The organism is Clostridium aestuarii (assembly GCF_026735135.1).
GTDB lineage: Bacteria > Bacillota > Clostridia > Clostridiales > Clostridiaceae > Clostridium_H > Clostridium_H aestuarii.
In genome coordinates this window covers 929,366-954,549 of the sequence record NZ_JAPQER010000001.1, presented here as the reverse complement: position 1 = coordinate 954,549, position 25,184 = coordinate 929,366, and the positions used below count along the sequence as shown (strand labels likewise).

Sequence of the window (25,184 nt, the reverse complement as noted above, 5' to 3'; positions counted from 1 at the left end):
GACCCCTGGAAGACTACCAGGTTGATAGGTCGGAGGTGTAAGCACGGTAACGTGTTCAGCTGACCGATACTAATAGGTCGAGGGCTTGATCAAATAAATATCACTGTGTAATTTTGAAAGAATAATTTCTTTCAAAACAAGAGAGTATAGTTAATGTTAACTGTAAACTCTTAATTAAAATAATCCGCGATAGCTCAACGGTGGAGCACTCGGCTGTTAACCGATAGGTTGAAGGTTCGAATCCTTTTCGCGGAGCCATTTTAAAAAATGAATAAGTTAAAAGGAAACTCAGCTGTGAGCTGAGTAACCGACCATCACAAAATCAAAGATTTTGGATGTCTGGTCATCTGGTGGTTATGGCTTGAAGGTAACACCCGTTCCCATTCCGAACACGCAGGTTAAGCTTCAAAGCGCCGATGGTACTGCATTGGAGACGATGTGGAAGAGTAGGTCACTGCCAGGTAAATGTTCCGCGGTAGCTCAATGGTGGAGCACTCGGCTGTTAACCGATAGGTTGGAGGTTCGAGTCCTCTCCGCGGAGCCATTTTTTATTTTGTAAAGATAATAGCTGTATACTTTAATATTTAAAGTATATAGCTATTTTTAATTTTTTTGGTAATTATCATATTTTTAATTTATAGATAATTTTAATATAAATAATTTTAATTATCAAAATATTTAGTGTGTTAAAAAAGTTTATCAGTAGATATTTTTTTGTTTGTTTTGGAATATATTTTTAAAATAGGAGTAATATATTTAGTGTAGAATATTGAGTCAAATAATCATTTCACTTAAAACAATTCTGAATATTTAGTTAAATTAAAAGGAATTTATATTTACAAATAGAATATATTAATTAACCAATATAGTAATACAAATGTAAGGGGGAATTTTTGTGAAAGAATACATGACCCAAAATTTAAGGAATATAGGCTTTATAGGACATAGTGGATCTGGAAAAACTACATTAACAGAAGCAATACTATATTATACAAAAGCTAATGATAGATTTGGAAAAGTTGAAGAAGGAACTACAGTTAGTGATTATGATTTAGAAGAGAAAAAAAGAAAAATTTCAATATCAACAACGATATTACCTTGCGAATGGGAGAATATAAAAATAAATATGGTTGATATACCAGGATACTTTGACTTCGTAGGAGAAATGATAGAGGGTCTAAGAGCTGTTGACATGTCTATAGTTACTGTGTCAGGAGTATCAGGAGTAAAAGTAGGTACAGAAAAAGCTTGGAAATATGTTAATGAACATAATATGCCTAGAGCATTTTTTATAAATAAATTAGATAGAGAAAATAGTGATTTCGACAAAGCTTTATCACAATTAAATGAAAAATTTGGAATTTCAGTGGTGCCAATACAATATCCAATAGGTAAAGAAAATACTTTTAACGGAGTTGTTAATGTTATATCAAAAAGAGCTAGAATATTTAATCCTAAAACAAGGCATATGGAAGAGGGAGAAATTCCAAAAGAATTAATTGATAAAATTGATGAATGTAAGACAATGATAATGGAGGCTGTAGCAGAAACTGATGAAGTTTTGCTAGATAAATATTTTGAAGAAGGTTCCTTAACTGATGAAGAAATATATAATGGTCTTATTAGGGGAGCAGAAGAAGGCGAGATAGCACCAGTAATGTGCGGCTCTGCATATTTAGGAATTGGAGTAAACACATTATTAGAAGATATATTAGAATGTTTCCCATGTCCGAAAGATTCAAAACCAATAAAAGCTGTTAATTTAAAACAAAATAAAGAGATAGAGGTAAGAATAGATGAAAATACACAATTTTCAGCAATGGTATTTAAGACTATAGCAGATCCATTCATTGGTAAATTATCTATGTTTAAAGTTATGACAGGAAAAGCTAAATCCGATAGTATTGTTTATAATGCTAATAAGGATAAACAAGAGAAATTTGGGTCAATGTATTTTTTAAGAGGAAAAGAACAGATACCTACTTCAGAAATAACTGCAGGAGATATTGGTGCTGTAGCTAAACTACAATATACTAGTACAGGAGATACATTATGTGAAATGTCTTCACCTATAGCTTTTGAACAAATTGAATTCCCTAAACCTGTGATGTCTATGGCAGTATTAACAAAATCTAAAGGAGATGAAGATAAAATATCTTCAGGGTTAAATAAACTTTTAGAAGAAGATCCTACATTTAAAGTTTCTAGAGATATTGAAAATGCAGATACAATTATTTCTGGAATAGGTTCAACACATTTAGAAATAATAGCAAATAAATTAAAAAATAAATTTGGAGTAGAAATAGAGCTAGAAACACCAAAAATACCCTATAGAGAAACCATAAGAAAGACAGCTGAGGTTCAAGGAAAGCATAAGAAACAAAGTGGTGGTCATGGACAATACGGAGATGTAAAAATTAAATTTGAACCAAGAGATGATGGAGAAGATGAATTATTATTTGTGGATAAGATAGTTGGAGGTGTAGTACCTAAACAATATATACCTGCTGTAGAAAAAGGGTTAAAAGAGTGCATGCAGCATGGAGTACTTGCTAAATATCCAATGATCGGATTAAAAGCAACTCTTTATGATGGTTCTTATCATTCTGTTGATTCATCTGAGATGGCATTTAAAATAGCAGCATCTATGGCATATAAAAAAGGAATTGAGTTAGCTCAACCAATATTATTAGAACCTATTATGCATGTGGAAATTCAAATTCCAGATGAATATATGGGAGATATAATAGCAGATATAAATAAGAAAAGAGGTAGAGTTCTAGGAATGGAACCTATTAAAGATGGTCAAAATATTATTGCTGAAGTACCATTAGCAGATATGTTTAAATATGCTAATGATTTAAGGTCAATGACAAGTGCTAGAGGTGATTTTGATATGAAATTTGAAAAATATGAAGAAGTTCCACAAGATGAAGCTAAAAAAATAATTGAAAAAGCAAATAAAGAAAAATAATAATAAAAAAAATCTTGAGTAATTAAACTCAAGATTTTTTTTATTATCAAATAATTTAAAAAGTAATAAACTGAAAGAAGATTAATTGCTATATTTTACGAAATTAATTTTAACTATGAATATTTTAAGCAAAAGTACAGAAAATAAGAATAAATAAATCTAAAGAATATAATGTTAATCTAATTTATTAACATTAATATAAATAACAATTTTTCATTAATAAAAAACTATTAATCAAAGGAGGATTAGTAGATGGAAAAATATACAGATCAATTTCAAGGGGCAAATGATAATTCAATAAATATTCCTCATTATTATGGAACAGAGCGAAATAGTCTTACAGGATATTATGATGTAGAAGATTATACGAAAGATGTACCAACGTTACATTCGGTAGCTCAAACTTATGATCAAAATGGAAAATTAAAAGAAATATTAAGTGATGGACAGATTTTTAGGTAGAAAATGTTAACCGTTTTGTAAAGAATAGTATTTAGCAAAACGGTTAACATTTTCATATTATAATATAGGGGAAAGTAGTCTTGATATAGATTCTTTAAGTTTGATTTTAACACATCTTTTTTCATATAATTCTTTTGTGATTTCTGTGCAATTATTAATATCTTCTTCAAATATTTTTTCAAGTTTTTTAGTTGTAGTGCTATCATATATAAATGCATTCACTTCAAAATTCAACTTAAAACTTCGTATATCCATGTTTGCAGTGCCAACAGATGCTACTTTACTGTCAACTACAATTGTTTTACTATGAATGAAGCCTTTATCATAAGTATAGCTTCTTACACCACCTTTCATTAGTTCTCCTATATAAGAATAAGATGCCCAGTAAACAAAAGGATGATCTGGCTTATTAGGAATCATAATTCTTACATCAACTCCAGATAATGCTGCTATTTTTAAAGCTTCAGTTATACTATCATCTGGTACTAAATAAGGAGTTTGAATATAAATGTTTTTTTTAGCTGATTGAATCATTTTAAGATAACCATTTTTTATTTGTTCCCATTCAGAATCAGGTCCACTAGATACAATTTGTACACCGATACCTTTATAAAAATCTTTTTTTGGAAAATATTTTTTATCAAAAGCTATTTTCTCTGTAGAAGCATATCGCCAATCAAGTAAAAATCTTTGCTGAAGGGAATCTACAGCACTTCCTGTTATTTTTAGGTGAGTATCTCTCCAATAACCAAATCTTTTACTTTTTCCTAAATATTCATCACCTATATTAAAACCACCTATAAAGCTTTCTTTACCATCTATTACAGCAATTTTTCTGTGATTTCTGTAATTTACACGGATATTTATAAGAGGTAAAATGGAAGGAAAGAAACAAGCTACTTTACCTCCAGCTTTTTCTAATTCATTAAAAAAATGTTTAGGTAACTGAATACTTCCCATACCATCATATAGAATTCTTATATCTATTCCTTCAGCAGCTTTTTTAGTAAGGGCTTTTACAACTTTATTTCCTAGATTATCATTTTTTATAATATAATAAACCATATGAATATGGTCTTTTGCATTTTTGATAGAATTTATTAAAGAATCAAAAATATCATCACCATTTGTATAAATATCAATATTGTTATCTTGAGTAAATACGGATTGACTATTAGTAAGGTGCATATACATCATATTTTTAAAATCAATCATATCTTTATCGTAAAAATCGATATGATTTTGTATAAAAGCTTTTCCTTGAGATAATAGTTCCTTATGAAATTTATCTTCTTCTGTTTTTAAATCAAACATTTTTCTTCTACTCAAATTTTGACCTAAGATTAAATATAAGAAAAAACCTATACCAGGTAATAGAGCCAATACCATTAACCATGCCCATGTAGTAGAAGCGTTTTTTCTCTCAAAGAATATTACGATAATTACAAAGATTAGGTTTAAATAGGTTAATATACTAGATATTTGAAATATATATTTCATATTAAATATATCAGCTCCTTTATAAAATAAAGTAAAATTATAATACTATAAAATATATTATAATTTTATTTAAAATTTTATCTATTAGTTTTTTTGCATCCTCCGCAAGATTCACAATTTTTATGTTCATTAGAGCAAAGACTAGAAGAATTTTTTTTAGAAATACTTTTGATCATAAAGGATGAATTTTTATAAATTAATTCAATGTTTTTTATATTGTTACTGATAGAATCGTTATATATAAATGGTATTGAATGAATAATTTCAGTTGTAAAATTTTCTTTGTTTTTAAAGTCATCTAAGTATATATCAATAATAGATTTTTTACAGCAACCACTAACATATGATAGTCGTACACATGAATAGTCATTTTTATAGATTTGTAATAATTTTTTTAACTCAAAAGAAGCCTCTTCTGAAATAGTAATGTCTAATTTTTTATTCAAAGTATCACCTTCTGAAATTTTATTTTTATACTTATTTAGTATAGTTATTATAAGATATTTTATTTAAAAATAATAGGTTTTAATTTTATTTAGTAGTTATTTTATCAGTTAAATTTTGCATTAAAGTATAAACAATTTTGTCTTGTTACTTGAAAAACTACAAGAGATGGAATTTGTTTGCTCTTAAATACTAAAGCGCTGCAACCGTAAGGAGATTTTGCATCTCAAGTTATATAAAAATATTTACAGTTACGGCAATTAATTTTTTTATTACTCATCGGACTCAAATCCTTTCTCAGTATGTTAATGATTTAATTCTAACACATAATATAATATAATATGGTAGAATATAATATGGTAAATATAAATATTATCGTAATTAACTAGAAGGAGAGATAAATAATGAAAGATATGCTTTATCCCGTAGTAGTAAAAGGTAAATATGGATATATAGACAATAAAGGTAATTTAGTTATAGAACCTCAATTTGATTATGCAGAAGAGTTTAATGATGATTTAGCTATAATAGGTGTTAAAGATAAATATGGATTTATAAATAAATCAGGAGATATAGTAATAGAAGCTAAATATAAAAAAGTAAATCTCTTTAAAGAAAATTTAGCAGCGGCACAGTTAGGATATAAATGGGGATATATAAATAAAAAAGGTGAAGAAATAATACCATTTGATTTTTTAGACGGTTATGATTTTAATGAAGATTTAGCATTAGTTCAAATAGGTGGAAAGCAAGGATATATAAATAAAGAAGGTAAAATTATAATTGAGTCTAAATATGGATATGCTCACAGCTTTAAAGAAGGATTAGCAGTAGTAGATATCAATAAAAAATATGGTTATATAAACGGAGAAGGGGAAGTTGTTATACAGCCTAAGTTTATTGAAGCTAATGATTTCTATGAAGGATTAGCCGCAGTTATAGTTAAAAATGGTTGCGGATTTATTAATAAAAAAGGTGAAATGGTTATAGAACCAGAATATGATGAAGCATATGATTTCTATGATGGATATGCAGTGGTAAGCAAAGGCGAAAAATATGGATGTATAGATAAAAATGGTAGTATAACAATTCCAATAAAATATGATAATGTTGATATTATAAGTGAAGGACTAATAGCAGTTGAAGTTGAAGAAAAATGGGGATATATAGATATAGAAGGAAATATGGTTATAGATCCTAAGTTTAGTGAAGCGTATGAATTTGTTAATGGTATCGCAGCTGTGGAAAAAGGAAGTAAAAAAGGCTACATAAATAAATCTGGAGAATATATTTGGGTGCCAAAAAAATGATGTTTAAAATACCAGATAACAAAAAAGTAATACCTACTATAATATTTATAATTATTTTAAGTGTTACTTTAGGTACTATTGTGTATATTAATAATTCTAATAAATTAATGCAGACAAATCTTACAATAAAACAAGATTTAGATAAAGAGAGAAATAAAAATGATAAACTTCAACTTGAAAATAATGAGTTAAAGCAAAATAATGATAAACTATCAGAGGTTAAAGAAAAGTTTGAAGAAGAAAATAAATGGTTAAAATCACAAGTTAAAAAATTAAGAGCAAGTAAAGAATACAAAGGATTAGTAGCAATAAATTATTTAGATGAAAGTATAGTTTGTGATTTAAGGTATGCATCAGAAAATAATTTTGGACATAGAAAATTTTATTCTGATGCATTGGTGCTTCTTAGAAAGGAAACTGCTCAAAAACTTATAAAAGCAAATGAAGAATTTAAGAAAAAAGGATATAGAATAAAAATATGGGATGCTTACAGACCACGTCATTTTCAACAGGTATTTTGGGATACAGTATCAGATGAGGATAGAAAATATTTTGCAAATCCTAAATATGGTTCTAATCATAATAGGGGGGCTGCTGTTGATATAACATTAATTGATAGTGATGGAAAAGAGCTTTTAATGCCTTCGAAATTTGATGAATTTTCCATAAAAGCTTCTAGAAAAAATATTAAAATATGTGATGAAGCTAGGGAAAACATGGAGTATTTAACTAAAGTTATGAAAGAAAATGGATTTACTATAATAAATAGTGAATGGTGGCATTTTAATGATAGTAATTGCAAAGAATATCCGTTATTAGATATATCTATTAAAGAATTTATATCGAAGGAATAGTTTTATGAAGATTATATATTTTAGAATTTTGGTAACAATAAGATAGAAATTCTTTAATATATGATTTGGAGGTACAATAATGTCACATAAAGATAATAAAAACAGTAAGGCTAATAAAAAAGTGGGTCAAAAGACTAAAAAAGAGCTATCAAAATTAAAAATGGAAACTTCCAATGAAATAGGCTATTCCAATGAATCCAAGAAATTAGGAAAAGATAAGCAGAGACTAAATAAACAAAGAACTAAGATGCAATAAAAATAAATGTAAAGCTAACAGAACACCATATTCTGTTAGCTTTACATTTATGGTTCAAAGGGTATAACTAAATTAGTATTACTGGAATTCGACTTATTTAACATATTTTTTGTTAGCATATAGTAGCATTTACACCATTCATCACAAGGGTCTAATCGATAAGCTTTTTTTACTAATGGAAAAGCCATAGAATAATCTTGTAAATCCATATAAACAAGTGCTTTACCCATATAAGCATCGCTTCTATTATTATCTATTTCAATAGCTTTAGAATATGTATTTAATGCTTCTTTGTGATTACATAGTGTTATCAAAAGTTCTCCTTTTTGACAATAGGCTTCATAATAATCAGGTTTTAGTTTTAAACATTCGTTATAGCATTTAATTGCATCATATAAGTTGCCTAATTCTGTTAAGATATAAGCTTTTTTATAATAGAGAGAAAAATCAGCTTTATTTTTTTCTATTATTTTATTACAAAAATGAAGAGCTTTATTAAACATTTCAAAACCATTATTTATTTTATCTTGGTTAATTAAATTTTTACCCTTTGAGATATATTCCAGTATTTTTTTTTCTAATAGTTCAGTTATTTCAAAACTATTTTTCATATATATAGCCCCTTTATTTAATTATTATATTGTAATTATTAACAAAAAACTTAATTTTAAACTTATGTTATTTATAAATATAATATTTTATATAAGTTGTTTTTATTCTTTTAAAAAAATGTTAAGGATAAATAGAAGTTGATAATAAGAATATAAACAGCTTATAATATATATAGTATTTACATAAAGCAATTAAGGGAGAGAGAGTAAATGGAATTAAACAAAAAAATAGATGAAATGAGAGAGAAAATTATAGAATCAACTGCAGAAGTAGTTAAAATTAAAAGTGTAGAAGGAGAGCCAAAAGAAGGAATGCCTTTTGGAGAAGGTCCTTATAATGCACTTAAATATGCTTTAAATTTATGTGAAACTCTTGGATTTAAAACTGTTAATTTAGATAACTATGTAGGTTATGCTGAGTATGGTGAAAGTGATGATTATGTAGCAATTCTGGGACATCTAGATGTTGTTCCAGAAGGAGACGGATGGATTTATTCACCATATGGAGCTGAAATACATGATGATAGAATGTATGGACGAGGAACCATGGATGATAAAGGACCTATGATAGCTTCGGTTTATGGGTTAAAGGCAATAAAAGATTTAGGAATTAAGATTTCTAAAAGAGTAAGGATTATTTTTGGAACAAATGAAGAAAGTGGATGTGGAGAAATAGGTCATTATTTCAAAACAGAAAAAGCACCAGTATCAGGATTTACACCTGATGCTGAATATCCAATTATAAATGGAGAAAAAGGACTCACAATTTTTGATATAGTTAAAGACTTAAAGGTTAAAGGTAAGGGAAATTTTGTAAAATATATAAGAGGTGGACAAAAAGCTAATATGGTACCAGATTATTGTGAAGCTGGTATTGTAAGTAATGATATTGAAAAAGTTTTAGGTATAATAAAAGCTTTTAAAGATAAAAAGGAATATGACATAAGTGCAGAAGTTAATAATGGAATAATAGTTATAAAATCAATAGGAGCTTCTGCACATGGAAGTACTCCTGAATTAGGTAAAAACGCTATAATGCAGCTATTTGCGGTTATAGGAGAGATTGAATTAGAAAAGAGCGATATAAAAGAGTTTATAGATTTTATGAATAAATATATTGGTTTGGAAACTAATGGAGAATCTTTTGGAGTAGGACTTAAAGATGAAGTTTCTGGTGAACTTTCATTTAATATTGGAACAGTATACATGAATGAAGAGAAAATATCAATGACATTAAATTTAAGATATCCTGTTACATGTACTTTTGATGAAATGATGAAAGGATTTAATAAGACTATTGATGGAAGTGGAATAAGGGTAGAAAATATGGATCACCAAAAGCCTTTATATTTTCCAAAAGATCATCCAACTATAAATGCTCTTTCAAAGGTATATGAAGAGCAAACAGGAGAAAAATCACAATTACTTTCAATTGGTGGAGGAACATATGCTAAAGAAATGCCTAATATAGTTGCATTTGGACCATTATTCCCAGGAGAACCAGAACTTATTCATAAGCCAAATGAGTACATAAAAATAGATGATTTGATTAGAAATACAAAAATTTATGCTCATGCTATATATGAACTTGCAAAGTAATTAAGATTAAGCCGCCCTAAAAGGCGGTTTTTTAAGTATACTAATATTAAAAATATGAATATATTTTAAAGTTAGTTAATATTTTTAAAACATTAACTTAAAAAAATATTTGAATTTATATAAAAAAATGATAGAATATTAACAAGTCGGTATTCTGTAAAGAAACTGAACTAAAAATCTAAAATTTAATAGTTAGTTTCAGTTATTCGACTTATATCCTATAAGGAATAAGAACGGAGGTAAAAAATATGGAGAGAAATTTTGAAACAGGATCAAAAAGAAAGACGGGTACAAAAAGGCTTACTACTCTTGCTATGTTATCTGCAATAGCAGTAATACTTGGGTTTACACCACTTGGTATTATACCAATACCGCCAGTTGGAGCTACAATTATGCATATACCGGTTATTATTGCAGCTGTTTTAGAAGGACCGGTAGCCGGTGTTATTATGGGACTTATATTTGGAGTGTTGAGTGTTATTCGTGCGATGACTACAGGGAGTGTGCTTTTATTTGCATTTCTTAATCCACTAGTATCAGTAGTTCCTAGAATACTTATTGGTGTTGTAGCTTATTATGGATATAAGCTTATGCCATCAAAAAAAGAAAGTTTAAAAGTAGGGGTAGCAGCAGCCCTTGGTACTATAACTAATACTGTAGGATTTTTAGGAATGATGTATATTTTATATGCGGCTCCATTTGCAAAAATTAATAAAATTTCAGAAGATGTTGTGGGAAAAACAATTTTAGGAATTGGTGTTACCCATGGAATTCCTGAAGTTATTGTTGCAGTAATAATTACTGTTGCTGTAGTTATGGCAGTTAAAAAAGTAAGAAGAAATTAATTATATATAAAGATATAGAAATAAAGTAGTAAAAGTTTGGACGAACTTTTACTACTTTTCTTATAATATAAGAAGCTATAAATTTTTAAAATTGTGGATAACTTTGATTCACGATTTAAGAATATTGTAAATCAATTGTCCTATGTCATTTGTCAACTATGATAAAATTAAAACTATGAGGAGTGAATAAAATGGAAATTATAAATTTTACTGATATAGAAGGTATAAAAGTTGGTCATGAACAAAATTTAGAAGCTGCTACAGGGTGTACTGTTATTATTTGTGAAGAAGGAGCTTCAGCTGGAGTAGATGTAAGAGGAGGAGCTCCGGGAACACGTGAAACGGATCTTTTAAATCCAGTAAATATGGTGGATAGAATACATGGAATACTTTTAACTGGAGGGAGTGCTTTTGGGCTTGATGCAGCAGCTGGTATAATGAAATATTTAGAAGAAAAAGGTATTGGCTTTGATGTAGGAGTTACAAAAGTACCAATAGTGTGTGGTGCAGCACTATTTGATTTAGTAATAGGGGATCATAAAATAAGACCAGATAAAGAAATGGGATATAAAGCATGTTTAAACGCTAGTAATAAAGAATATAGAGAAGGAAATATAGGGGCAGGTACAGGAGCAACTGTTGGAAAAGTTTTAGGACAAGAATATTGTATGAAAGGTGGGCTTGGGACTTATGCTGTTCAAGTAGGTGAGTTGAAGGTTGGCGCCATGGTAGCTGTTAATTCCCTTGGTGATGTTGTAGATCCAGAGCATAGAAAAATAGTTGCAGGAGTATTAAATGAAAATAAAACGGATTTTATTAATACAGAGGAGTTAATGATAGCTAAGTATGACAATAAAAACAATTTGTTTAATGGAAATACTACAATAGGAATTATAGCTACTAATGCAAAATTAACTAAGGCTCAAGCTAATAAGGTAGCATCTATGGCACAAAATGGATTTGCGAGAACAATATACCCAGTGCATACAATGTATGATGGAGATACAATATTTGCCGCTGCTACAGGTAAAATAGAAGCAGATGTTAATGTAATAGGACTTTTAGCAGCTAGAGTTATGGAAAGAGCTGTAGTTAATGCAGTGAAAAATACCGATAGCTTATGTAACATTAAGTGTTTTAAAGATTTAAAGTAACTTATTTACAAAATTACTAGTTTAAGATTAATAATATGTAAGAAAATAAGAAAAAGTGACGTTTTTGAGCGTAGATTATATCTATGCTCTATTTTTGTGCTTGTAATAAGCATTTGTCACATTATAAAATATTCTGTGTAGCTGTTATAATTGTTACAGTATTGTAACCTTATTTGACTTTAAACAAATTATAATAGTGTCGAATGTTAGAAAAATATTGAAAAGGAGATAAAATAATGCGAGGTAAAAATATAATTAGATTATGCTTTTGTATTACAGTTATAGCTTTGACTTTTTTTGGTAACCAAAAAATCAAAAAGCTTGTTGTTGAAAATAATTCTTTACAAACTAAATTGCAAGTATTAAAACAAGAAGAAAGTAATTTAAATAAAGAAAATGATAAATTAAGTAAAAATCATTTAGATATTGAGAAAAAAATTGATGAAATAGAAAATAAATTAAAATAATTTTTAAGGGGATGGGATAATGAGACGTTCAAGGAGACGAACACGTTCAAAATCAAAATGGATAGGACGTCTTTTCTTTATTGTTTTTGTGGTTTTACTTTCAGTTGCAGGAGTTACGGAAGCAAAAGTTATCAAGATGCAGAGGAAAAATGGTAATTTAAAAACACAAATAAATGATATAGAGACAAATAAGAAAAATTTAGCTGAGAAAAATAAAAAATTATTAGCTAATATAGAAGAAAAACAAAATTTATATAAAAAGAAAATGGAAAATGTTAAAATAGCTTATTTAACTTTTGATGATGGACCATCAAGTAATACACAAGATATATTAGATATATTAGATAAATATGATATTAAAGCTACTTGGTTTGTAAATGCTCATAAAAATTTAGAATATCTATATAAGAAAATAGACGAAAATGGACATGTTATAGCCAATCATGGATATTCTCATGATTATGATAAAATTTATAAATCAGTAGATAGTTTCAAAGAAAATGCTAAGAAACTAGAAGAATTTATATCTAATATTACTGGAAAGCCAATGTCTAAAATGATTAGATATAATGGAGGTTCTAATAATACTAAAAGCCATAGATATGGTGGGAACGATATAATGACGAAGATAATCAAAGAAATGGATAAAGAAGGATATGTATATTTTGATTGGAATGTAGATTCCACAGATGCATCAAAATATAGACAAGACAAAGATAAAATTGTAAGTTCAGTATTAAACTATAGTAAAAGAAAGAAGCAGGCTAATATTTTAATGCATGATTTAAATCCAAAGACAACAACTGTACAAGCATTACCAGAGATTATAGAAGGACTTCAAAAACAAGGATTTATTTTTGATGTGCTTTCTGAAAATTCATATAAACCTCAATTTAAAAAAGTAAAATAGATAAAGGAGTATAAATATAGAAATTTCTATATTTATACTCCTTTTATATAGCAAAATTAGTTATATGAAAAAATTGTAGAATTTTAAAAATATATAACTATATGCAAGTGTCAATCTTTACTACTTCCAAAAAAAATTTTTAGAGGTTAGAATACGTTTAGAATATAGTGAAAGAAGAATTTTAAGACGTTGCTCACAACAAAACATGCATTTGGCATTTGAATTTTTTAATTGTGGATATTACTTATTTATTAAAAAGAATTAAATTAGAAACATATGAAATAAATATCAAATTAATATATAATAATAATTAAAGTTGTCCTAAAATTTCAAATTTTATTAATTTACAAAAAAATAAATCTATGTTGTAATAGTAAAGAGTAAATACTAGAATTTAAGAGCTAATTTAATTAAACGCTAAATATTAGGCTGTTTATTAATTGAAAAAAAATAAAAATTACTATATAGTATAAACATAGCAAACAACAATCGTTATTAATTAATAAAAATTATTAAAGAAATAAATAAATAAAAGGATTTTTAATCAGGAGGGTATAAAATGAAAAAATTTATTTGTACAGTATGTGGATATGTTCATGAAGGAAATGAGGCTCCAGAAGTTTGTCCTCAATGCAAAGCTCCAAAAGATAAATTTATAGAAAAATTAGAAGATGATAAATTAGAATGGGCAGATGAACATATAATTGGAATAGCTAAAGATGTAGATACTGAAGTTGTAGAAGAATTAAGAGCTAACTTTATGGGAGAATGTACTGAAGTAGGTATGTACCTTGCTATGAGCAGACAAGCAGATAGAGAAGGATATCCAGAAGTTGCAGAAGCATATAAAAGAATTGCTTTTGAAGAAGCAGAGCATGCTGCTAAATTTGCAGAGCTTTTAGGGGAAGTAGTAACTGATAGTACTAAGAAAAATCTTCAAATGAGAGTTGATGCAGAACATGGTGCTTGTGCAGGTAAGAAAAAATTAGCTACTTTAGCTAAAAAATTAAATTACGATGCAATACACGATACTGTTCATGAGATGTGTAAAGATGAGGCTAGACATGGTTCCGCATTTAGAGGATTGCTTAATAGATATTTTAAATAAAGGTTTAGAAGATCATATTATTGATATATTACCTAAATAGTTAACTTAAAAACCATGCTTGGTTGAATTATATCAAGCATGGTTTTTTATAGCTAAATCATACATATTATAAAACCGCTTATTGACATAAAAGCCATAAAATTTAAAGATTTATCTTGAAATTGAAAATCTTCTCTTATGGTATCATTCAAACTTCTAAAGTCTGCACTACGAGACTGCTGAAATTTAAAGTTTCCTCTAAAAGTAAGATTTCCACAAGCGCTTAATAATCCAATGAGCATATATGCCATTCCAATAAACATTTTAATTGAACTAAATTTATGATCTCTGAAATGACTTGTTGCAAAGCATATAACTAAAGTTATAGAAATTAAAATAATCATATATATTATATGTTTTAATAAAGATTTTAAAAATTTTTTCATATTAATATCTCCCTAGAATATAGTAATTGATTTTAGAAAATCTTACTATATATAAAATAATATTTATTATAACATATAGATTATTATAAATGAGAAAATTATATGATTAAAAATTTCAGATGTAAAATATAAATTTTATTGTGGACAGCGTTTTAAAATTCATCTTTTATTTATATTTATTTAATAAATTCTATAGCTTTTATTTTTGTCTTAATGCTTTAATTTTTTTGTCATATTCTTTGATTTGAGAATATTCATTATCCCAAAAACTCATATTTTTCATAGAATCCAGATATTTTTTAGAGTGACCAAATTTAATCCAATCTTTTTCTTTTTGAAGATATAATTTTTCTTTCGAATTGTTATCTCTAAAATCATAAATATAATCTTGGGTTTGTTGTAGAAATATATTGTTTATCCATTCTTTAATTGTAAAAGTATCAATGTGTTTATATTGAGTATTTAATTTTTTAAGAACTGAACCATATCTATCAAAACCATCAGTTGCGATTGTAACTACATTATCTTCAGCACTTAAGTTTAATTGTTTAGCCATTTTTATTGCGGCAATAATATTACATATTCCAGATGGTCCAAAAAGATTTTTCATGTATTGAACAGTATCTTTATCAATACCTAATTTTTTAAGTTCTTTAGTACAATCATGTATAATTTTAAGTCCCAACATAGCTTGTTCATCTTTAATACAAACTACAAAGTCTGTATTTAATACATTATGAATTAAGGTACACATTTTATCTCCTATACCTTCAATTCTATGCTGTCCTCTACGTCCAGTTGAAAGGGTTGAAGATTCATATGGTTCTACAGCAGCAATTTTACATTTAGGAAAAACTTTTTTTATTTCATCTCCAGCAGCTAAAGTTCCACCTGAACCTGGTGCTGAACAATAACAAGCTATCTTTTCATTTCCTAAGTTTTTGACAGCTTGTATTGCAGAGTTACCAGTTACATATCTATGAAATCTATAATTTGAAAATATTTCAAATTGAGCTAATATTCTATAGCTTGGATTCTTTTTTACAAGTTCATACGTTTTTTGCAAGGTTAATATAACATCTGAATCGCAACTTGGTGTTAATTCAAGTTTTCCACCATATTTTTTTATTATTTGATGTCTTTCTATGCTTACGTTTTCAGGCATAACAACGATTGAATCATATCCCATAAGTGTACAAATATAGGCTGATCCGATACCAAAATTTCCTGTAGAAGGAGATAAAACTGTGTTTTTATCAGGAAGTATATTTCCATCAACAAAACCTTCTATTAATGTAGTATAAGCTGGACCTACTTTATGAGAACCAGATGGAAAATATTTACCCAATAATACTACTATATTTGCTTTAACGCCTGTAAGTTTAGGAGGAAGAACTATTTTCCTAACTGTATTATTTTGATTTTTCCAAGTAAGATTAAGTAAATTTAGAGTGTTTAACTCATCATTATTAAGTGCTTTTATAGCTTTTTGTCGAAGATGTTTATTTATTTTTTCAGGATATAGCATTTCTTCATATGTTGGGTAATAATTTATATTCTTCATACAAATGCCTCCTACTAATAAAAATATTACGATAATTTATATTATATTTAAATAACAATTGAATATGGATAACGAATAAGAATAAACAATGATTAATTTTATTCTTATTAAATAGTATTCCTATATGGCATACTAGGTTACTAACTAAGTATTTTTATAAATCTATATATATATATATTAACATAAATCGTTATTATTTCCATAAAATTCAATATAAAGCAAAGATATTATATACTTCAAAAATAAATATCAAATTTTTTTTTCATATGTCAAATTTTTTATTGATGTGTGCTTTTGCACTAAACCTGTAGCTTTAAATATATCTGATGAATAAAGATTAGACTTTAAGGGATCAAATTTAAATCCTACACGATTACAATATCTTTTTATAGTATCGACATACCAATCACGTGCTCTAGGATCAATTTTAATTCCTTCAATAAATTTTGTAGGGTCTAACTCCAATTTAATAAATTTAGAATTAACATATTTAGTATCTATACATTTTTTATTATTCAATGTTATTAATCTTATTTCTTTTTCATGTTCAAATGCTTTTCTTTTCAAAAAACCTTCTGCAAATATATTTTGATAGTCTTTCTTACTTTTGAGAATTTTAAAACCTGTTTGTAATTTCTCATAATAAATTACAGGGGCAATCATACCCAATTTTATATCATGAATTAAATTGAATTTTTCAATAGATGTTTCAATAACTATTCCCTCATTTCCCGATGAATAAATTCTCCATAGAGCGTCTGAATCACCATTTAAACTCCAACATTGACCATACATATCATCACATATCGTATGTGAAGGATATTCTAAGTAACCATTCTTACCTTCGGTTGGTATACAACTTGTAGGTGCTTCCCAAGTATCTTCCCAGGCTTTTATTTTAGTTAGACAAATTTGATTTGTTTCAACAAAAGACATAAATTGACTTAAGGATATATAACGATAAATTTTTGTTCTATTTTTTAAGCTTTCAGATTTTATTATTTTGTTTGAGTTCATTAATCATTTCCCTTTCGCAATAAGTTTTTAATATTATTTAGTATTAACATTTTTATATAATTTTTAACATTATATAAATGAGAAAATGTTATAATTAAAAATTTTAAATGTAAAATTCAAGTTTATTGTGAATAATAAAACTTGCATGTAGTTATGTTGTTTTAGAGTTAAAGAAGTTCTTTAACTATGGAAATATATAAATACATATTTAAAAGTAATTTTAAGGAATATGAGATTAAATGAAGTTAATCAGAAATATATAACATATAAAGTAACAAATACATAAATTTCATTGTTGAAAAAAATTTATATAAATAATATTATAAAGTTAAAATAAAAGTCAAAGAAAGACAAAGTCAATAAAGAGGTGAAAAAATGGCAAGACTTTCAGATGTAATAGAAGAATTTATAAAAGAGATGTTAGCAGATAGTGAAAGCAGTGCACTAGAAATTGGAAGAAATGAATTAGCAAATTATTTTAGTTGTGCTCCTTCTCAAATAAATTATGTTTTAACAACTAGATTTTCAACACAAAGTGGATATTATGTTGAAAGCAGAAGAGGCGGAGGAGGGTATATTAAAATAAGAAAGATTCAATATGATAATAATGAACCATTAGCAAAGGTTATTAATGAAAACATAGGAAAGAACATCACTTATAATGCGTCAAATATAATAATAAATGGATTAGTAGAGAGAAATATAATAACTTCAAGAGAAGCTGAAATTATGAAAGCGGCTATCAATAGTAGAAGTTTATTAATACCTACAGAAAACAAGAATATAGTGAGAGCTGAAATTTTAAAGTCGATGCTAAGAATTATATTGTTATAAAATTTACAAAATATGGTATACTGAATTAATATATAATAGTTGAGGCTTATAGAGGTTAAAATGAAAATTGGTTACATTTTGCAATAGTTTTATTATAAAAGAAATTATTGATTATTTGTCTTAACTACTAATTATAAATTGAATAAAAGGGGTGGTTAAATGCTTTGCGAAATTTGTAAAAAGAATGAAGCAACTATTCATATAACAAAAATAGTAAATGGAGTAAAAAGAGAAATAAATTTATGTGGCGATTGTGCTGGTAAGAGTGAAGAATTTAATTTGGTTACTGTTCCAGATATGGATATAATTGCACCTTTCTCTTTTCAAAATATATTAAGTGGACTTATGGATTATGTGAATAATACTTCTAAGAATAATAAGGGAGTAAACCTTATTTGTAAAAATTGTGAAGCTTCTTACAGTGAATTTAAAGAAAAAGGACTTTTAGGGTGCAGTGAATGCTATGAAAATTTTAAACCAGCAATTATGTCAGTTATAAAAGGAGTTCAAGGGAATATAGAGCATGTAGGCAAGATACCTAAAAAATCAGGTAGAAATTTAATGCAAAGAAAGATGATAATAAAGCTTAAAGAAGAACTGCAAAATGCTATTGTTATGGAAGAGTATGAAAGAGCAGCAGAACTTAGAGATCAAATACGTGAGATTGAAAAAAATAAAACTAAATATGACAAGTAATGATGTGGAGGTGATAAAATGAAAAATTGGTTGGAAAGCGAAAGTGAAAACGAGGATATGGTATTAAGCAGTAGAATAAGGCTTGCAAGAAATATAAAAAGTATACCTTTTCCTAATAAATTGATAGAAGAAGATGCAAAAAATATAGTTAAAAAGGTTGAGGATGCTTTTTATTCATCAAACTCTATAGAGGAAAAATATAAAACGATTTATTTATGGCAAAATGATGATGTTTCTAATAAAGTTTATTTTGAAAGACATTTAATAAGTAAGAAACTTATTAGTAACCAAAAAGAAGCTGCGTTTATTGTAAATAATGATGAAACTGTTAGTATTATGATAAATGAAGAAGACCATATAAGACTTCAAAGTATAACTGGAGGATTAAATTTAAAAGAAGCTTATGAGTTTTGTAATAAGTTAGATGATTTATTAGAGAAAAATCTAGATTATGCTTTTGATGAGAAACTAGGTTATTTAACTTCATGTCCAACTAATTTAGGTACTGGACTTCGAGCTTCTGTTATGGTACATTTACCGGCACTTACTATGAATAGAGAAATAGTAGGACTTTTAAATGGATTAACTCAAGTAGGAATGACTGTAAGAGGACTATATGGTGAAGGTTCACAAGGAGAAGGGAATTTATATCAAATTTCAAATCAAATCACATTAGGACTTAGTGAAGAAGAAATATTAAGTAATTTAACAGGAATTATAAATCAAGTTGTAAATCAAGAGAAAATTGCAAGAGAAAGAATATTTAAAAATAGTAAATACGAACTAGAAGATAAAATTTATAGAGCAGCGGGAATTTTAAAATCAGCAGTCATACTTAGTTCTAAAGAAACTTTAAAATTACTTTCTGATGTAAGATTAGGAGTTGAAATGGGAATAATTAAAGATATAGATAAGAATGCTTTGAATAAATTGCTTATAGAGATTCAGCCTGCAGTTATTCAAAAATCATCTAAGGATAAGCTTTTAAGCAAACAAATAGATTTGACAAGAGCCCAGTTGGTTAGAAGAAAATTAAAAGTGATGAACTTATAATTTTAGGAGGTGGATAAATATGATGTTTGGTAGATTTACTGAAAGAGCACAAAAGGTTCTGTACTATGCTCAAGAAGAAGCACAAGCTTTTAAACATGGATATGTAGGAACAGAGCATATATTACTAGGACTTTTAAAAGAAAAGGAGGGAGCTGCAAAAAAGTTATTAAATGAAAATAATATTACAGAAGATAAAGTAAAAAAGCTTGTTGAAGAATATGAAGGAAAAGGTGATATTAATCTATATAGAAATGAAATACCATTAACACCTAGAACAAAACGACTATTAGAATTAAGTTTATTAGAGGCTAGGAAATTAAATCACAATTATATTACACCTGAACATATTTTACTTGCTTTAATAAGAGAATCAGAAGGTGTTGCATATACTATATTAAATAATTTAGGCTTAAATTTTGAAAAGATTAAAGATGAATTGTTAAGGGAATTTAATAAGGAAGGGACTACAGCTATAGATAAAAACAAGATTAATGCAGATACTCCTAATTTAGATAAATATAGTAGAGATTTAACTCAAATGGCTGAAGAAGGAAAACTTGATCCTGTAATAGGAAGGGATAAGGAGACTGAAAGAGTACTTGAAATATTATGTAGAAGAATTAAAAATAATCCTTGTTTAATAGGTGATCCAGGTGTAGGTAAAACCGCAATTGCAGAAGGTCTTGCTCAGAGAATTGAAAATGGAAACATTCCTGAAATATTAAAGAATAAAAGAGTTGTAACTTTAGATATTTCTTCAATGATAGCTGGTTCAAAATATAGAGGAGAATTTGAAGAGAGACTTAAAAAGGCTATGGAAGAAATAAATAAAGCAGGAAATGTAATTTTATTCATAGATGAAATTCATACTATAATTGGAGCTGGAGGAGCGGAAGGTGCAATAGATGCATCTAATATATTAAAACCATCTCTTGCAAGAGGAGAGATACAATGTATAGGTGCTACAACTATAGGTGAATACAGAAAATATATAGAAAAAGATTCAGCTTTGGAGCGAAGATTTCAACCAGTAATGGTAGGAGAACCTAGTAAAGAAGAGTCAGTTGAAATATTAAAAGGTTTAAGAGATAAGTATGAAGCTCATCATGGAGTTAAGATTACTGATGAAGCTATAGAAGCTGCTGTAAATTTATCAGATAGATATATTACTGATAGATATCTTCCAGATAAGGCAATAGATTTAATTGATGAAGCAGGAGCTATGGTTAGAATTCATAATTTAACAGCACCACCAGATCTTAAAAATTTAGAAGAAGAATTAGAAAAAACTAAAAAGAAAAAAGAGGATGCTATTACGCTACAGGATTTTGAAAAGGCAGCTAGATTAAGGGATAAAGAAAGAGAATTAAAAGAAAAATTAGATAGTTTTAAAAATGATTGGAGAAAGCAAAGTGAAGTTTCAACACAAATTGTTTCAGAGGAACAGATAGCACAGGTTGTTGCTAAGTGGACTAATGTTCCAGTTGAAAAGCTTACAGAAACAGAAGCAGAAAGATTACTAAAATTAGAAGAAATTTTGCATCATAGAGTAGTTGGACAGGATGAAGCTGTAAAATCAATTGCAAGGGCTGTAAGACGTGCTAGAGTTGGATTGAAAGACCCTAATAGACCCATAGGCTCATTTGTCTTTTTAGGACCTACAGGAGTAGGAAAAACAGAGTTATCTAAAGCACTTGCAGAGGCTATGTTTGGTGATGAGAATAATATAATAAGAATTGATATGTCAGAATATATGGAAAAACATGCGGTTTCAAGGCTTATAGGATCTCCACCAGGATATGTTGGCTTTGAAGAAGGCGGTCAGTTAACAGAAAAAGTAAGACGTAATCCGTATTCAGTAGTCCTATTTGATGAAATTGAAAAGGCACATCCTGATATGTTTAACATACTTCTTCAAATTTTAGAAGATGGAAGATTAACTGATGGAAAAGGTAAAACTATAAATTTTAAAAATACAATAGTAATAATGACATCAAATGTTGGAGCAACTACTATAAAGAAACAAAAATCATTAGGCTTTTCTTTTGATAAAAATAAAAGTGAAAATGAATATGAAAAAATGAAAGATAATATCATGGAAGAACTTAAACGTTCTTTTAGACCAGAATTTTTAAACAGAATAGATGATATTATAGTATTTCATTCTTTAGAGGAAAATGATTTAAAACAAATAGTTAAATTAATGCTTCGTCAAGTTGCAAATAGATTAAAACAACAAGAAATACACATAGAGTTTGATAAAGAAGCTGAAAAGTTACTTACTAACGAAGGATTTGACCCAACATATGGGGCAAGACCACTTAGACGTGCCATAACAAAAACTGTAGAGGATAAATTATCTGAAGAAATTCTAAGAGGAAATGTTAAGAAAGGTGATAAGGTAAAAGCGTCAGTTAGAGATAAAGAATTAGTGTTTGAAGGGCTAATTTAATTAAATGTAATAATAAAAACCGACAGAAACAGATTTTGATGTTATGTCGGTCTTTTATTATATTTATAAATTTGATATTAAAATTAAATAAAAAAGAAAATCTTCTTGATACTAATACAAATTTATATTGAAATATTGTATAATATTAATTTGTATGATGAAATAGGGTGATTAATTATGGGTAAAAATAAAAATATATTTATATGCCAAGAATGTGGGCATGAAGCTCCTAAGTGGTTTGGTAAGTGCCCAGGATGCGGTATGTGGAATACTATGGTAGAAGAAAAAAAAGAAGAAAAAATTGTTAGTAGAAGCATAGGAATAACCAGTAACAATAAACCAGAAAGCATATTAAATATAAAATCAGGTGAATTTGAAAGATATGATACTGGAATTAAAGAATTAAATAGAGTATTAGGTGGAGGAATGGTAAAAGGATCGTTGACTTTAATATCAGGAGCACCTGGAATAGGAAAGTCTACGATACTACTACAAACTGCAAATAATATTGCACATAAAATAGGGAAAGTGTTATATGTATCTGGAGAGGAATCTGGAGAACAAATAAAAATCAGAGGTGACAGGATAGGAAATATAGCCTCAGAACTATATATTCTTTCAGAAACTAATTTAGAAATAGTAGAACGGCATATTGACAACATTAGTCCTGCGTTTATTATAATAGATTCTATTCAAACTTTATTTAAGCCTTCTATTACGTCTGCTCCAGGAAGTGTATCTCAAGTTAGGGAATGTTCAAATGAACTTATGAGAATTGCAAAGACAAAAAATATACCGTTATTTATAGTTGCACATGTCACAAAACAAGGAGAGCTTGCAGGACCTAGGGTTTTGGAACATATGGTGGATACAGTGCTTTCTTTTGAAGGAGAAAGAACACAAGAATTTAGAATACTTAGAACTTTAAAAAATCGTTTTGGTACTACAAGTGAAATTGGGGTATTTGAAATGAGACAAGAAGGGCTTAAGGAAATACTAAATCCATCCGAAGTATTTCTTGAAGAGACTAATTTTAATTCAGAAGGTTCTGTAGTTATCGGCATAATGGAAGGAACTCGTCCAATATTAGTTGAAATACAAGCATTAGTTAGTGAAACTAAAGCTATTATGCCTAGAAGAACGGCTGTAGGCGTAGATAATTCTAGATTGAATTTAATTTTAGCTGTTTTAGAAAAAAAACTTAAAATACCGTTCTATAATTGTGATGTTTATGTAAATGTAGTAGGTGGAATTAGTATAGAAGGAACTTTAGGTGATTTAGGGCTTGCTTTAGCATTAATATCAAGTATTAAAACAAGAACTTTTAAGATGAATAAAATGATAGTTTTTGGAGAAGTTGGACTTACAGGAGAAGTTAGACCTATTACATTTTGTGATAGATTAGTAAACGAAGCTATAAAGATGGGATTTGAAAACATTGTTATACCAATGAGAAATAGAGAAAAGATAAATAACAAACAGCAAAGTATTATAGGAGTATCATCTCTTAAGGAAGCAGTCAAAAAAGTTTTTTAGGTATGTTTGTATAAAAAATAGTAGAAAGGAGGGTGTTTAGTGAGACTAGAAAAAGATAAAAAACTTATGGAAATTTTGGAAACTATGGCGCCAGGTACTCCATTGAGAGAAGGACTTGAAAATATTTTAAGAGCTAAAACAGGAGGACTTATAGTTCTTGGGAACAGTGAAATAATTATGAAGATAGTAGATGGAGGATTTAATATAAGTGCTGATTATAGTCCCTCATATGTATATGAGCTTGCTAAAATGGATGGTGCTATTGTATTGAGTAGTGATTTAAAGAAAATACTTTATGCAAATACTCAATTACTGCCAGATTCATCTATTCCAACATTTGAAACTGGAACAAGACATAGAACAGCGTATAGAGTTACAAAACAAACACAAGGAATTGTAATTGCTATTTCTCAAAGAAGAAATATTATAACAGTATATCAAAATGATATAAAATATGTTTTGAGAGACAGTAGTATAATACTTGCAAGAGCAAATCAAGCACTTCAAACACTTGAAAAATATGTGTCTGTATTAGAAAGAGTTATGCTCAATTTGAATGTATTAGAATTTCAAGATTTGGTGACTCTGTTTGATGTTATAACTGCTATACAGAGAACAGAAATGGTTATGAGAATTGTTGATGAAGTAGAACGGTATATATGCGAGTTGGGAAATGAAGGAAGACTTATATCAATGCAGCTAAGTGAACTTGTAAAAAGTGTTGAAGAAGATGGTATACTTTTAATTAGAGATTATTGTCAAAGCAAGTTGAATCATGAAAAAATATATGAGCAAATTCAAAATATGTCTTCAGATGAAATTTTAGATTTGGATGCAATATCTAAAATATTAGGGTATACTGGGGTTCCGCTTGTAGATACATTGATTTCTCCAAGAGGATATAGAATGTTAAGCAAAATTCCTAGAATACCTGTAAATGTAATTGAAAATGTTATAAATAATTTTAAAGAACTTAAAGCTGTTATGGAAGCTTCTTATGAAGAATTAGATAATGTTGAAGGTATAGGAGAGGCACGATCTAAAGCTATTAAAAATGGACTTCGCAGATTAAGAGAGCAATTCATGATAGATAAACAAATATAAGCACAAAAT

23 protein-coding genes, 2 tRNA genes and 2 rRNA genes are annotated in these 25,184 nt (G+C 27.9%); 21 read left to right on the top strand and 6 right to left on the bottom strand.

Annotation, left to right across the window (positions count from 1 at the left end; translation table 11 throughout):
• The 6 genes from OW763_RS04150 to OW763_RS04125 all read left to right on the top strand — a co-directional run.
• A 23S ribosomal RNA gene (locus OW763_RS04150) occupies positions 1 to 93 on the top strand; the annotation flags it as partial.
• A 90-nt stretch (positions 94 to 183) separates the two neighbouring features.
• Positions 184 to 258 (top strand) — tRNA-Asn (locus tag OW763_RS04145).
• Positions 259 to 346: 88 nt separating this feature from the next.
• A 5S ribosomal RNA gene (gene rrf, locus OW763_RS04140) occupies positions 347 to 463 on the top strand.
• Positions 464 to 469: 6 nt separating this feature from the next.
• Positions 470 to 544, top strand: a tRNA-Asn gene (locus OW763_RS04135).
• Between the two features lie 351 nt (positions 545 to 895).
• The gene (gene fusA, locus OW763_RS04130) at positions 896 to 2,974 is read left to right on the top strand and encodes an elongation factor G (RefSeq protein ID WP_268039790.1); all 2,079 of its coding nucleotides are present in this window, start codon (positions 896 to 898) and stop codon (positions 2,972 to 2,974) included.
• A 252-nt stretch (positions 2,975 to 3,226) separates the two neighbouring features.
• Positions 3,227 to 3,436 (top strand): hypothetical protein, encoded by a 210-nt coding sequence (locus tag OW763_RS04125; RefSeq protein ID WP_268039789.1) that lies wholly within the window; start codon positions 3,227 to 3,229, stop codon positions 3,434 to 3,436.
• A 57-nt stretch (positions 3,437 to 3,493) separates the two neighbouring features.
• On the opposite strand, the gene cls is transcribed toward OW763_RS04125, so the two are convergent.
• Both cls and OW763_RS04115 read right to left on the bottom strand, forming a co-directional pair.
• Positions 3,494 to 4,936 carry a cardiolipin synthase gene (cls, locus tag OW763_RS04120; protein ID WP_268039788.1) on the bottom strand — a complete coding sequence of 481 codons (1,443 nt, stop codon included), beginning with the start codon at positions 4,934 to 4,936 and terminating at the stop codon, positions 3,494 to 3,496.
• A gap of 77 nt (positions 4,937 to 5,013) precedes the next feature.
• Positions 5,014 to 5,382: a hypothetical protein gene (locus OW763_RS04115; RefSeq protein ID WP_268039787.1), complete on the bottom strand. Its 369-nt coding sequence runs from the start codon at positions 5,380 to 5,382 to the stop codon at positions 5,014 to 5,016.
• A 402-nt stretch (positions 5,383 to 5,784) separates the two neighbouring features.
• Here OW763_RS04115 and OW763_RS04110 point away from each other — a divergent pair, with 402 nt between their 5' ends.
• The 3 genes from OW763_RS04110 (at position 5,785) to OW763_RS04100 (ending at position 7,800) form a co-directional block, all read left to right on the top strand.
• Positions 5,785 to 6,690, top strand: coding sequence for a WG repeat-containing protein (locus OW763_RS04110; RefSeq protein WP_268039786.1), 906 nt, complete (start codon positions 5,785 to 5,787; stop codon positions 6,688 to 6,690).
• The gene (locus OW763_RS04105; protein ID WP_268039785.1) at positions 6,687 to 7,544 is read left to right on the top strand and encodes a M15 family metallopeptidase; all 858 of its coding nucleotides are present in this window, start codon (positions 6,687 to 6,689) and stop codon (positions 7,542 to 7,544) included. The genes OW763_RS04110 and OW763_RS04105 overlap by 4 nt, the downstream gene beginning before the upstream one ends.
• 79 nt (positions 7,545 to 7,623) lie before the next feature.
• Complete coding sequence (locus OW763_RS04100) at positions 7,624 to 7,800, top strand: small, acid-soluble spore protein, alpha/beta type (protein ID WP_268039784.1); 177 nt, start codon at positions 7,624 to 7,626, stop codon at positions 7,798 to 7,800.
• Positions 7,801 to 7,847: 47 nt separating this feature from the next.
• Here the strand turns inward: OW763_RS04100 and OW763_RS04095 are convergent, their stop codons facing one another.
• Complete coding sequence (locus OW763_RS04095) at positions 7,848 to 8,411, bottom strand: tetratricopeptide repeat protein (protein WP_268039783.1); 564 nt, start codon at positions 8,409 to 8,411, stop codon at positions 7,848 to 7,850.
• A 210-nt stretch (positions 8,412 to 8,621) separates the two neighbouring features.
• Between OW763_RS04095 and pepV the strand changes: the two genes are divergently transcribed.
• The 6 genes from pepV to OW763_RS04065 all read left to right on the top strand — a co-directional run bounded on the left by pepV (position 8,622) and on the right by OW763_RS04065 (position 14,494).
• A complete protein-coding gene (pepV, locus tag OW763_RS04090) occupies positions 8,622 to 10,010 on the top strand; it encodes a dipeptidase PepV (protein WP_268039782.1) in 1,389 nt (462 codons plus the stop codon).
• A gap of 248 nt (positions 10,011 to 10,258) precedes the next feature.
• Positions 10,259 to 10,855, top strand: coding sequence for an ECF transporter S component (locus OW763_RS04085; RefSeq protein WP_268039781.1), 597 nt, complete (start codon positions 10,259 to 10,261; stop codon positions 10,853 to 10,855).
• 191 nt (positions 10,856 to 11,046) lie between these two features.
• Complete coding sequence (locus OW763_RS04080) at positions 11,047 to 12,009, top strand: P1 family peptidase (RefSeq protein ID WP_268039780.1); 963 nt, start codon at positions 11,047 to 11,049, stop codon at positions 12,007 to 12,009.
• Positions 12,010 to 12,245: 236 nt separating this feature from the next.
• Complete coding sequence (locus OW763_RS04075; RefSeq protein WP_268039779.1) at positions 12,246 to 12,476, top strand: hypothetical protein; 231 nt, start codon at positions 12,246 to 12,248, stop codon at positions 12,474 to 12,476.
• Between the two features lie 19 nt (positions 12,477 to 12,495).
• Positions 12,496 to 13,386, top strand: coding sequence for a polysaccharide deacetylase family protein (locus OW763_RS04070; protein ID WP_268039778.1), 891 nt, complete (start codon positions 12,496 to 12,498; stop codon positions 13,384 to 13,386).
• A 559-nt stretch (positions 13,387 to 13,945) separates the two neighbouring features.
• On the top strand, positions 13,946 to 14,494 hold the full coding sequence (locus OW763_RS04065; protein WP_268039777.1) for an NADH peroxidase: 549 nt from the start codon (positions 13,946 to 13,948) through the stop codon (positions 14,492 to 14,494).
• A gap of 92 nt (positions 14,495 to 14,586) precedes the next feature.
• Here the strand turns inward: OW763_RS04065 and OW763_RS04060 are convergent, their stop codons facing one another.
• From OW763_RS04060 to OW763_RS04050, 3 genes are all read right to left on the bottom strand, one after another.
• Positions 14,587 to 14,919: a hypothetical protein gene (locus OW763_RS04060; protein ID WP_268039776.1), complete on the bottom strand. Its 333-nt coding sequence runs from the start codon at positions 14,917 to 14,919 to the stop codon at positions 14,587 to 14,589.
• Between the two features lie 199 nt (positions 14,920 to 15,118).
• Complete coding sequence (locus tag OW763_RS04055; protein ID WP_268039775.1) at positions 15,119 to 16,483, bottom strand: PLP-dependent cysteine synthase family protein; 1,365 nt, start codon at positions 16,481 to 16,483, stop codon at positions 15,119 to 15,121.
• Between the two features lie 249 nt (positions 16,484 to 16,732).
• Entirely contained in the window at positions 16,733 to 17,500 is a 768-nt protein-coding gene (locus OW763_RS04050; protein WP_268039774.1) for a DUF2971 domain-containing protein, read from the bottom strand.
• A gap of 375 nt (positions 17,501 to 17,875) precedes the next feature.
• Between OW763_RS04050 and OW763_RS04045 the strand changes: the two genes are divergently transcribed.
• The 6 genes from OW763_RS04045 to disA all read left to right on the top strand — a co-directional run bounded on the left by OW763_RS04045 (position 17,876) and on the right by disA (position 25,175).
• Positions 17,876 to 18,334: a CtsR family transcriptional regulator gene (locus OW763_RS04045; protein ID WP_268039773.1), complete on the top strand. Its 459-nt coding sequence runs from the start codon at positions 17,876 to 17,878 to the stop codon at positions 18,332 to 18,334.
• A 159-nt stretch (positions 18,335 to 18,493) separates the two neighbouring features.
• Positions 18,494 to 19,030, top strand: coding sequence for a UvrB/UvrC motif-containing protein (locus tag OW763_RS04040; protein ID WP_268039772.1), 537 nt, complete (start codon positions 18,494 to 18,496; stop codon positions 19,028 to 19,030).
• A gap of 18 nt (positions 19,031 to 19,048) precedes the next feature.
• Positions 19,049 to 20,083 (top strand): protein arginine kinase, encoded by a 1,035-nt coding sequence (locus OW763_RS04035; protein ID WP_268039771.1) that lies wholly within the window; start codon positions 19,049 to 19,051, stop codon positions 20,081 to 20,083.
• 19 nt (positions 20,084 to 20,102) lie between these two features.
• Positions 20,103 to 22,535 carry an ATP-dependent Clp protease ATP-binding subunit gene (locus tag OW763_RS04030; protein WP_268039770.1) on the top strand — a complete coding sequence of 811 codons (2,433 nt, stop codon included), beginning with the start codon at positions 20,103 to 20,105 and terminating at the stop codon, positions 22,533 to 22,535.
• A gap of 177 nt (positions 22,536 to 22,712) precedes the next feature.
• Positions 22,713 to 24,071: a DNA repair protein RadA gene (radA, locus tag OW763_RS04025; protein ID WP_268039769.1), complete on the top strand. Its 1,359-nt coding sequence runs from the start codon at positions 22,713 to 22,715 to the stop codon at positions 24,069 to 24,071.
• A gap of 39 nt (positions 24,072 to 24,110) precedes the next feature.
• Positions 24,111 to 25,175 carry a DNA integrity scanning diadenylate cyclase DisA gene (gene disA / locus OW763_RS04020; RefSeq protein ID WP_268039768.1) on the top strand — a complete coding sequence of 355 codons (1,065 nt, stop codon included), beginning with the start codon at positions 24,111 to 24,113 and terminating at the stop codon, positions 25,173 to 25,175.
• The last annotated feature ends 9 nt before the right edge of the window (positions 25,176 to 25,184 follow it).